At 72.1% G+C, this 9317-nt stretch carries 6 protein-coding genes; all 6 read left to right on the plus strand.

The features are described from left to right. Positions 1-505 (plus strand): extracellular solute-binding protein (locus FJY74_08785; GenBank protein ID MBM3308408.1); only part of this gene is annotated, 505 nt, incomplete at its 5' end. Between the two features lie 78 nt (positions 506-583). After that, positions 584-1360, plus strand: a complete 777-nt coding sequence (locus FJY74_08790) for a hypothetical protein (GenBank protein ID MBM3308409.1) — start codon at positions 584-586, stop codon at positions 1358-1360. 23 nt (positions 1361-1383) lie between these two features. Then, the gene (locus FJY74_08795) at positions 1384-3810 is read left to right on the plus strand and encodes a hypothetical protein (protein ID MBM3308410.1); all 2427 of its coding nucleotides are present in this window, start codon (positions 1384-1386) and stop codon (positions 3808-3810) included. Positions 3811-3921: 111 nt separating this feature from the next. Next, positions 3922-6291: a hypothetical protein gene (locus FJY74_08800; GenBank protein MBM3308411.1), complete on the plus strand. Its 2370-nt coding sequence runs from the start codon at positions 3922-3924 to the stop codon at positions 6289-6291. Further along, positions 6288-8453, plus strand: a complete 2166-nt coding sequence (locus FJY74_08805) for a VWA domain-containing protein (GenBank protein ID MBM3308412.1) — start codon at positions 6288-6290, stop codon at positions 8451-8453. Before FJY74_08800 ends, FJY74_08805 begins: the two co-directional genes overlap by 4 nt. 33 nt (positions 8454-8486) lie before the next feature. Further along, the coding region (locus FJY74_08810; GenBank protein MBM3308413.1) for a lamin tail domain-containing protein at positions 8487-9317 on the plus strand (831 nt) is incomplete at its 3' end.

Raw genomic sequence — 9317 nt, forward strand, 5'->3', positions numbered from 1 at the left:
CGGCGGCATCGTCCACGACCAGGGCTTCCAGAGCGGGAAGTACGCGATGATCCTGAACGGGCCGTGGGCCGCGGAAAGCCTGAAGCGGACCGGCATCGACTTCGGCGTCGGGCTCATCCCGGCAGGACCTGCGGGGTCGCACACGAACGTCGGGGGGAACAACCTCGTCGCCTTCGCGAGCACGAAGCACCCGAAGCTGGCGAGCGAGTTCCTGATGTTCGTCGCGAGCGAGGAGATGCAGCGCATGTGGGCGATGCGGCTGGGGCAGATCCCGGTCAACGTCAAGGCCGCCGACGCGATCACGGCGGACGAACATCCCTATTTGGCAGTGTTCGTCGAGCAGATGAGGACCGCCGTCGCGCGTCCGCAGACGCCGTTCTACCCCGAGATGGAGAACCTCGCAAACCCCGAGATGCAGGCGGCGCTCGACGGCACGAAGACGGTGAAGGCCGCGCTCGACGCGGCGGTGGCGGAGATCGACAAGCTGCTCGCCGAGGGGCGGTAGATCAGGGGCCGGCCGCGGGGCGAGCGGGCATCGCGCCCGCCCGCTCCCCGCAGACGGCTCCCCAACGGAGGTGCTCGCATGATGTGGCGCTCGCTCATCCTCTCGTGCCTGATCGCGACGGTTGCCGTTTCGGGCGCTTCGGCCGCGGTGCTGGCGTCGTGGACCGACCCGGCGGGCGACGACACGGGGGACGGGGACTACACGTATCCCACGAACCCGGCGTTCGGGGAGGGCGGTCAGGCGGACATCCTCTCGTTCTCGATCGAGAAGACGAACGGCGACCTCGTCTTCGTGTTCCGGATGCGGAAGCTCGTGGACCCGTGGGGCGTCGGGAACAGGCTCACGATGGTCGCGGTCGCCATCGACACGGAGGAGGGCGGCGACAGGGAGCTTCGTCGCAACGCGAACGTCCTGCTCGAGCGGCCGTCGGAGTACCAGGTCTTCGCCGCGGGGGAGACGGTCGAGGTCATCGACAGGAACGCCGAGCGCGTGGAGATCGGAGCGACCGCGAGGACCGACATCGCCAAGGGCGTCATCGCGATCTCGGTGCCCATCGCTCGGATCGACGGTGCGGCGTCCGACTGGCGGTTCACGCCTGCGGCCGGGCTCCAGGACGACTACGGCGCGGGCGGGCTCGGCGACTTCCGCGAGGTCAAGGCGAAGGCCGAGGAGTGGCGCGGCGGCGGCGGGCACGACCTCGCGATCAACCCCAACGTGTACGACATCATCGTGCCCCCACGGAAGAAGATGCTGTGGATGTTCGGCCGTGGGCAGCGAACGCAGGCGCAGATCCTCGGCGCGTACGACCTCGACGCGGGGAAGTACGCGGTGCTGCCTGCGCTGGAGATCGAGTAGCGCGTATCGAACGGAGGGACATCATGAAGCGGGTCGCCTGCGCGGCGGCGGTGGCCGCCGCTCTCCTTCTAGCAGCGGCGCAGTCCTTCGCCGCCCTAACTCCCGTGCCGGTCGAGGGCGGGTTCGCCTTCACGTTCAGCGCGCCGGGGGCGCGCTCGGTGCACCTCGCCGGCGAGTTCAACGGCTGGGACCCGGGCGGCATCCCGATGGCCGACCCCGACGGCGACGGCGTGTGGGAGGCAGTGATCGACCTCGACCGCGGACGCACCTACCAGTACAAGTTCGTGCTGAACGGCGGCGAGCGGTGGGAGCCGGACCCGGAGAACCCCGAGCGGACCGACGACGGCCATGGCGGGTACAACAGCGTCCTCTCGATCACCGAGGACGGCGGGGTCGTGCTCGGCGCACTCGACGCGGGGAAGCCCGTCGTGCACGAGCCCATCGTGGACTCACACCCGCCGCTTGAGCATCCCATCAACGTCGCCATCGTCTGGCACCAGCACCAGCCGAAGTACCTCAAGGACCTCGACACCGGCGAGTACCTCGAGCCGTGGGTGCGCCTGCACGCGATCAAGGACTACTACGACATGGTCGCGATCCTCGACGAGTTCCCGGCCATTCGGTTCACGGTGAACCTGACGCCCGTGCTCATCACCCAGCTCACGGACGTGGTCGACGCCTACGATCGCGGCGGCGCCACCGACCGCTACCTCAGGATGACGCTCAAGGACGCCGCCGAGCTCACGGACGACGATAAGGTCCTCCTGCTCTCGAGCTTCTTCAACGCGCACTGGGACAACATGATCCACGTCTGGCCGCGCTACAGGGAGCTCAAGGACCGGAAGCTCGGCGACAGCCGTGAGCTCCTCGCGAAGACGGCGGCCTCATTCAGCGCGCAGGACTTCCGCGACCTGCAGGCGTGGTTCAACCTCGCGTGGTTCGACCCTGACTTCCAGGAGAAGGACGTCACGCTCCCCGACGGCGCGGTCGCGACGGTGAAGCACCTCATCGCGAAGGCGCGCGGCTACACGGAGGCGGACAAGAAGGAGATCGTCGAGACGCAGATCGCGATCATGCGGAACGTCATCGCGATCCACAGGAGGCTCCAGGACGAGGGTCGCATCGAGGTCACGACGACCCCGTACTACCACCCGATCCTCCCGCTCCTGTGCGACACGGACCTCGCGCGGAAGGCGTCGCCCGGCATCGCGCTTCCCGCGGTCCCGTTCCGCTACCCCGAGGACGCGCGGCAGCAGATCGCGATGGCGGCGGGGCTGTACGAGACGCTCTTCGAGCGCGAGCCGGCCGGGATGTGGCCGGCGGAGGGCGCCGTGGCGCAGGAGATCGTCGGCATGGTCGCCGACGCCGGGTTCGCGTGGATGGCCTCCGACGACAAGGTGCTCGAGCGGTCGTTGGGGACGGCGCTCTCGCCGAACCAGCGCTACTCGATGCACTGGGCGCGGGACGGCGCGAAGAAGGTCGCGATGATCTTCCGCGACTCGAGGCTCTCCGACGACCTCGGCTTCAACTACTCGCGCATGGACGGCGTCGAGGCGGCGAACGCGATGATCCGCAGTCTCCACTCGATCGGGACGAAGCTGGGCGCGGACGCGCCGAACTCCGTCGTGCCCATCATCCTCGACGGCGAGAACGCGTGGGAGTGGTTCCGCCGCGACGGGAAGGAGTTCTTCAGATCGTGGTACGGCCAGATGAGCCGCGCGGACTGGATCAGGACCGTCACCGTGAGCGAGCACCTCGCCGCGCACCCGCCGACCTCGACCATCCAGACGCTCTGGGCCGGTTCGTGGATCAGCGCCGACCTCACGACGTGGATCGGAGAGCCCGAGGAGAACGCGGCGTGGGAGTACCTCGCGAAGACGCGCGGAGCGGTGGCCGCGGCCATGGCGTCGGGCGGCATCAGGGCCGCGCAGGCGTACGGTGAGATCCTCGCCGCCGAGGGGAGCGACTGGTTCTGGTGGTACGGCAGCGACCAGACCTCTCCGAACGAGGCCGCGTTCGACCAGGTCTTCCGCGGCACGCTCGGCAACGTGTACCGGCTGCTCGGCGAGAAGGAGCCGGCGTTCCTGACCGTGCCCATCCTGGCGTCGGCGAGGGCGGCGCACGACGCCGCGGTCGCGGCGCACGTGGCGGCGGCGGGCGGCGAGGGCGCCGCGGCGGCCGCAAGCGAGGCGCCCACGTTCAGCCACTCCGCCCCCTCCGCGACGAGCGTCCACCTCGCGGGCGACTTCAACGGGTGGAGCACGTCGGCCGAGCCGATGAGCGACGAGGACGGGGACGGCGTGTGGACCGTGACCGTGCCGCTCGCGCCCGGCCGGTACGAGTACAAGTTCGTCATCGACGGTGGGGCGCGGTGGGAGCACGACGCGGGGAACCCCGAGACGTCGCCCGACCCGTACGGCGGGAAGAACTCCGTGATCACCGTGAAGTGAGTCGCCGGCGTTGCCGCGGGGCGCGATCGCCCGCCTCGCGCGTGTGAACGTCGTTGGCAGCCGCAGGCCGCTTCGCCGCCGCAGCGCGGCCGCGGGCGGCCCCGGGGGCGTATGGCAGAGAAGTTGCACAAGGGCAGGCCCGCGCCCGCCGGATCGGCCGGTCCGGCGAAGCGGCTGCCGGTGACGGGCAAGCGCCACGGTCTCCAGATCGTCGTGGGGCCGCGCGAGTCGCGCGAGTACGTCCTCACGAACAAGGAGCGGGCGTACTTCGCCGGCGAGACGGGCACGGCGAACACGCGAAGCTACGCCGGGCTCATCGTCGAGCTGCACAAGTTCCTCGAGGGGTGGGACCTCCTTCTCGGCGGGGTCCCCCTGTCCGCGTGGGGGACCAAGAGCGCGTGCGTGCTTCCCCAGAGCATGACGCGCGAGTACCTCGTTGAGCGCACGGCGGAGACCGTCTTCCTCGCCGACTCGGTCAACGCGCTCATCCTGAGCTTCAGCTCCGGGTTCCGCGGTCGCGCGGCGTTCATCCCGCGCATCGACATCCGCAGCATCTGGGAGGAGGTCAAGCCCGACTACGAGACCCGGTGGGACCAGGCCCGCCGCGTCCTCGCCGTGCGGCGGCGCGACCACCGCGAGCGGACCGCGGCCGCGGACTACCCCGTGTGGTTCGCGCTCGCGTGCGACCGGCAGGCGGAGTTCGTGCCCGACCCGGGGTACCGGCACGCCACGTACACGACCGACGCGGCGCGCCGCACCATGGGCGACGCGTGCCCGTTCGTGCCGGGCCGCATCGAGTTCGTCTTCGAGGGCGAGGAGCAGTTCACGGCGAACGTGACCTTCGCCGCCGCGGTGGGGAACACGATCGAGGAGGCGACGCGGCTTGCGCTCCGCGCGCTCGACGAGGAGTTCACGCTCTACGACGTCAAGATGCGCCGGGTCACCGGCCTCATGGAGCGTCTCGGCGTCACCATGAGGGACAGCGACTACCGGCACGCCCTCCTGTGGGCGGCGGCGTCCGTGGACGCCCTCGTCATGAACCAGATGGGCCGGGGCATCTTCGCCGGGCTGCACTGGTTCCCGAACTACTGGGGGAGGGACACGTTCGTCGCGCTGCCCGGCGCGTGCCTCGTCCGCGGCGAGTTCGACACGGCGCGCGAGATCCTCGAGACCTTCGCGTCCCTTCAGCACAGGGACCCGAAGAGCCCGTTCTACGGGCGCATCCCCAACCTCGCGATGCCCGGGCAGATCTACTACAACACCGCCGACGGGACGCTGTGGTTCCTGCGCGGGGCGTACGAGTACCTGAGGTACACAGGCGACACGGCGTTCGCGGCGCGCTTCCTGCCGACCGCGAGGCTCGCCATCGAGGGGACGATCGCGAAGCGGACGGACGAAAGCGGCCTCGTCGTCCACGGCGAGGCCGAGACCTGGATGGACGCCGGCGGAGAGCAGCATCCGCGCTCGCCGCGCGGCGATCGCGCGGTCGACGTCCAGGCGCTCTGGCACGCGGCGCTCGAGTCGGGCGCCGGCATCGCGGAGGCGGCCGGCGAGGCGGATCAGGCGAGGCGGTGGCGCGAGCGCGCCGCCGCCGTGCGGGAGGCGTTCGTCCGGCTCTACTGGGACGAAGCGCGCGGGGCGCTGCACGATCACCTGAACCCGGACGGCACGCCGGACGGCAAGGCGCGCCCGAACCAGATCTTCGCGGCGACGGCGCCGTGGTCGGAGCTCCTGCCCCACGAGCGAGAGGCGCGCGTCGTGGAGTTCGTCGCGCGCACGTGCGTTCGCCCGCACGGCGTGGTCTCGCTCGCGCCCGACGACCCGGACTTCCACCCGCGCCATCTCGACATGGACCGGTATCACTTCGACGAGGCGTACCACAACGGCGACGTGTGGGTGTGGCTCACCGGGCCGGTCGTGAGCGCGTTCGTCAGGCACGGCAGGGTCGAGGAGGCGTGGAGGCAGACGGCGGTTCTCACCGAGCTTCTGTTCACGGAAGGCGCGGCCGGCACGCTGCCGGAGCTCCGGAACGGTGAGGCGCCCGAGCGCGGGGAGAACGTCGCCGGCGCGGTCTCCCAGGCGTGGAGCCTCGCCGAGTTCCTGAGGAACTTCTACCAGGACTACCTCGGCGTCCTGCCGAATCTCCTCTCCGGCGCGGTCGAGCTGCGCCCCGCGCTTCCGCGAGCGCTGTCGTGGGTCCACGCGCCCGTCCGCCTCGGCGGGGGGACCGCGACGGTCTTCTACGAGGTGGCGGACGACGGCTCGCGCGCGGAGTACCGGATCGCCGCCGACGGCGAGCTTCCGCGGCTCGTCGTCAAGTTCGCCCCCGCCGTGTTCCCCGACGGCGGCCGCGCGCGCGGCGTCGCGCCGGTCGAGGCCGTCCTCGCGCCCGGCGCCGCGCTCTCGTTCGTCGTCGAGCGTGACGGCGTCGGGTGGCGCGTCCGCGTGCGGCCCGTGGGCCTGAAGGAACGCGCCTCGTGAGACTCCTCGTGAACGCGCATCACGGATGGGTCTTCTGGCCCGTCCTCGTCGTCGCCGTCGCCGCCGCGGTGTGGTCGTATCGGCGCGTGCCGCGTACCGTCGGGCCGCGGCTCCGCGCGACGCTCGCGGCGCTCCGCGCGACGGCGCTCGCGCTCCTCGTCCTCGCGCTCATTGAGCCGGTCCTCGCCTTCACGCGCACGCTCAGCGAGCCGCCGGTCGTCGCCGTCCTCGTCGACGCGTCGCGCAGCATGGGCATCGCCGACGGCCCGGGCGGCGCGGCGCGGAGCGAGGAGGCGCTGGCGGCGCTCAACGGCATCGTCCTGCCGAGGCTGGCGCACGACGCGGTCGTGAGGGCGTACGCGTTCTCCGGAACCGTGGAGGAGCTCGAGGTGTCCGGGACCTCCGTGCGGGCGGCCCCGGCGCCGGACGGCGGAGTGACCGACATGGGCGGCGCGCTCTCCGCCGTGCGAGACGAGCTCGCCGGCGAGAACCTCGCGGCCGTCGTGCTCGCGTCCGACGGGGCGAACAACCGCGGGGTGAGCCCGGCGGACGCCGCCGCCGCGCTCGGCGTCCCGGTGTTCACGCTCGGCGTCGGGAGCCGGGAGCCCAAGGCCGACATCGCGATCCGGGACGCGGTGACCAACAGGATCTCGTACGTCGGCGAGCCGCTGCCCGTGGAGGTCCGCCTGAGCGCGCACGGGTTCGGCGACGCAAGCACGGTCGTGAGCGTCTCGGAGGACGGCGTGACGCTCGACGCGCGGCCCGTCGAGGTGCGCGGGACCGGCGAGGAGTCCGTGGTGACGCTCCGCGTGACCCCCGGGGCGCCGGGCGTCCACCGCTACGACGTCTCCGTGCCCGCGGCGCCGGGCGAGCTCACGACGGCGAACAACGCGCGCGTGGTCGTCACGACGACGCTCACGGGCAAGATCAAGGCGCTCGTCGCCGGCGCGCGGCCTTCGTGGGACTACGCGTTCCTGCGGCGGGAGCTCGAGGCGGACCGGAACGTCGAGGTCACGGCGGTCGCTCGGACCGGTCGGGCGGCGTCCGACGCGACGCTGCCGAGGACGCGCGAGGAGCTCCTCGCGTACGACCTCGTCGCGCTCGTCGAGCCCGACTGGTCGAGTCCACTGGTCCCCGCGGAGTGGCTCGCGGCGTTCGTGCGGGAGCGGGGCGGCGGGCTTCTGGTCATCGGGCTGCCGCGGTCGTCCGCGACGCCGTCCCCCGAGCTTGTCTCCGTCCTGCCGGTCGAGGGACGGCCCGGGGGCGCCGCGCCCGCCGAGCTGCGCGCGGCGCTCACGGAGGCGGGCGAGGCGTCGCCGACGATGCGCGTCGTCGCGGACCGGTTCGCGAACGCCTCGACGTGGCGCTCGCTCCCGCCGGTGTGGGCGGACGCGCGGCCGGCGTCGTCGGTCCGCGGGGACGCGACCGTGCTCGCCGAGGTGGTCGCGCCGGACGGGGGCCGCGCGCCGCTGGTCGCGGTCCGCCGTGTGGGGGCGGGTCACGCCATGCTCGTCGCGGCCGAGGCCGTCTGGCGGTGGAAGATGGCGGGGCCGGCCGACACCGACGCCTACGGCCGCCTTGTCGCGGGCGCCGTCCGCTGGCTCACCGCGCGGGGCGACATCGCCCCGCTCAGCGTCTTCACCGAGCGCGACGTCGTTGCCGCGGGCGAGCCGATCTCGTTCACGGCGCAGGTCGTGACCAACGAGCTCAGGCCGACGACGGACGCCGCCGTGACGCTCACGCTCGCGAGCGGCCCCGAGGCGGCGCCGATCGCGTCCGTCGCCCTCGCGCCTGAGGGCGACACGTACCGCGGCGAGGCGGGCCCGCTCCCGGCCGGCGAGTACGTCTACGAGGCAGTCGCGGTCCGCGGCGGGGAGGAGGTCGGCCGGGCGCGCGGGGAACTCACCGTCGAGCCGTTCAGCCTCGAGGACGCGGAGACGCGGCTGCGGCCGGCGGTCCTCATGGAGCTCGCGCGGGCGACGGGCGGGGTGTACGTGTCCTCGGAGACGGTCGCATCGTTCCCCGACGATGTTCGGCTCGAGGGCCGGCGAGCGACGCGGACGCCGGAGTTCGAGGTGTGGAACTCGCCGTGGCTCCTCGTCGGGTTCCTCGGCTGCCTGTCGGCGGAGTGGGCCGCCCGGCGCATGAAAGGACTTGCCTAGCGACACTTCCCCTCACGGAGGCGCGGGTGGCGGATGGGACGCGGCGGTGGCCTCTCGGTTGCGGCGGTTGCCTTCCTTCTTGTTGTCGTTCATCCCCTTGAAGCGCAGGTCGTGCTGAACGAGGTGCTCTACGACCCGGCGGGCCCGGACACGGGGCTCGAGTTCGTGGAGATCATGAACTGCGGGCCGGCGTCCGTCTCGCTGGCCGGGCTCGTCCTCGAGTCCGGGAACGGCGCGAGCCCGAACGCCTGGACCGTCGAGTGGGTCGGAGGCGATTTCGACGAGCTTCCGCCCGGAGGGATCTTCCTCATAGGAGAGAGCGCGGTCGTCCCGACGCCCGACCACGTGACGGCGCTCGACCTCCAGAACGGCCCCGACGGTGCGCGGCTGCGGCGCGGCCACGCGATCGTGGACGTCCTCGGGTGGGGCGAGCCGCTCTTCGCCGAGTACTACGCCGGCGCGCCGGCGCCTGACGTCCCGGGCGGCTCGTCGCTGGCGCGGTTGCCCGACTGCTACGACACGGGCAACAACGCGCGTGACTTCGCCGAGTGCGTCGCGCCGACCCCGGGCAGAAGGAACGCGGCCGAGTTCGACCTCGAGCTCGCCGTGAGGCACCCGGCGCGCGTGATCTTCCCGGCCGAAGGGCCGGTGAGCCTCGAGTGCGTCGCGCGGAACGTGGGGTCGGTCTCGACGGCCGGGCACGCGGTGGTCGTCGAGCTGCGCGTGGACGGCGGCGATGTGCCCGTGGCGTCCATTTCGTCCGACGCGGCGCTCGCCCCGCGGGACTCCGTGACGCTCACGCTCACCTGGTCGTCACCGGCGCCCGGGTACCACACGGCCGTGCTGACCCTCGAGTGCGGCCAC

Origin of the sequence: Candidatus Effluviviaceae Genus I sp., assembly GCA_016867725.1 — a bacterium.
In the GTDB taxonomy this organism is placed as follows: domain Bacteria; phylum Joyebacterota; class Joyebacteria; order Joyebacterales; family Joyebacteraceae; genus VGIX01.

Excerpts from the sequence above, each read along its gene's own strand:
- FJY74_08790 (MBM3308409.1), top strand. The coding sequence starts at position 584 with ATGATGTGGCGCTCGCTCATCCTCTCGTGCCTGATCGCGACGGTTGCC.
- FJY74_08795 (MBM3308410.1), top strand. The coding sequence starts at position 1,384 with ATGAAGCGGGTCGCCTGCGCGGCGGCGGTGGCCGCCGCTCTCCTTCTA.
- FJY74_08800 (MBM3308411.1), top strand. The coding sequence starts at position 3,922 with ATGGCAGAGAAGTTGCACAAGGGCAGGCCCGCGCCCGCCGGATCGGCC.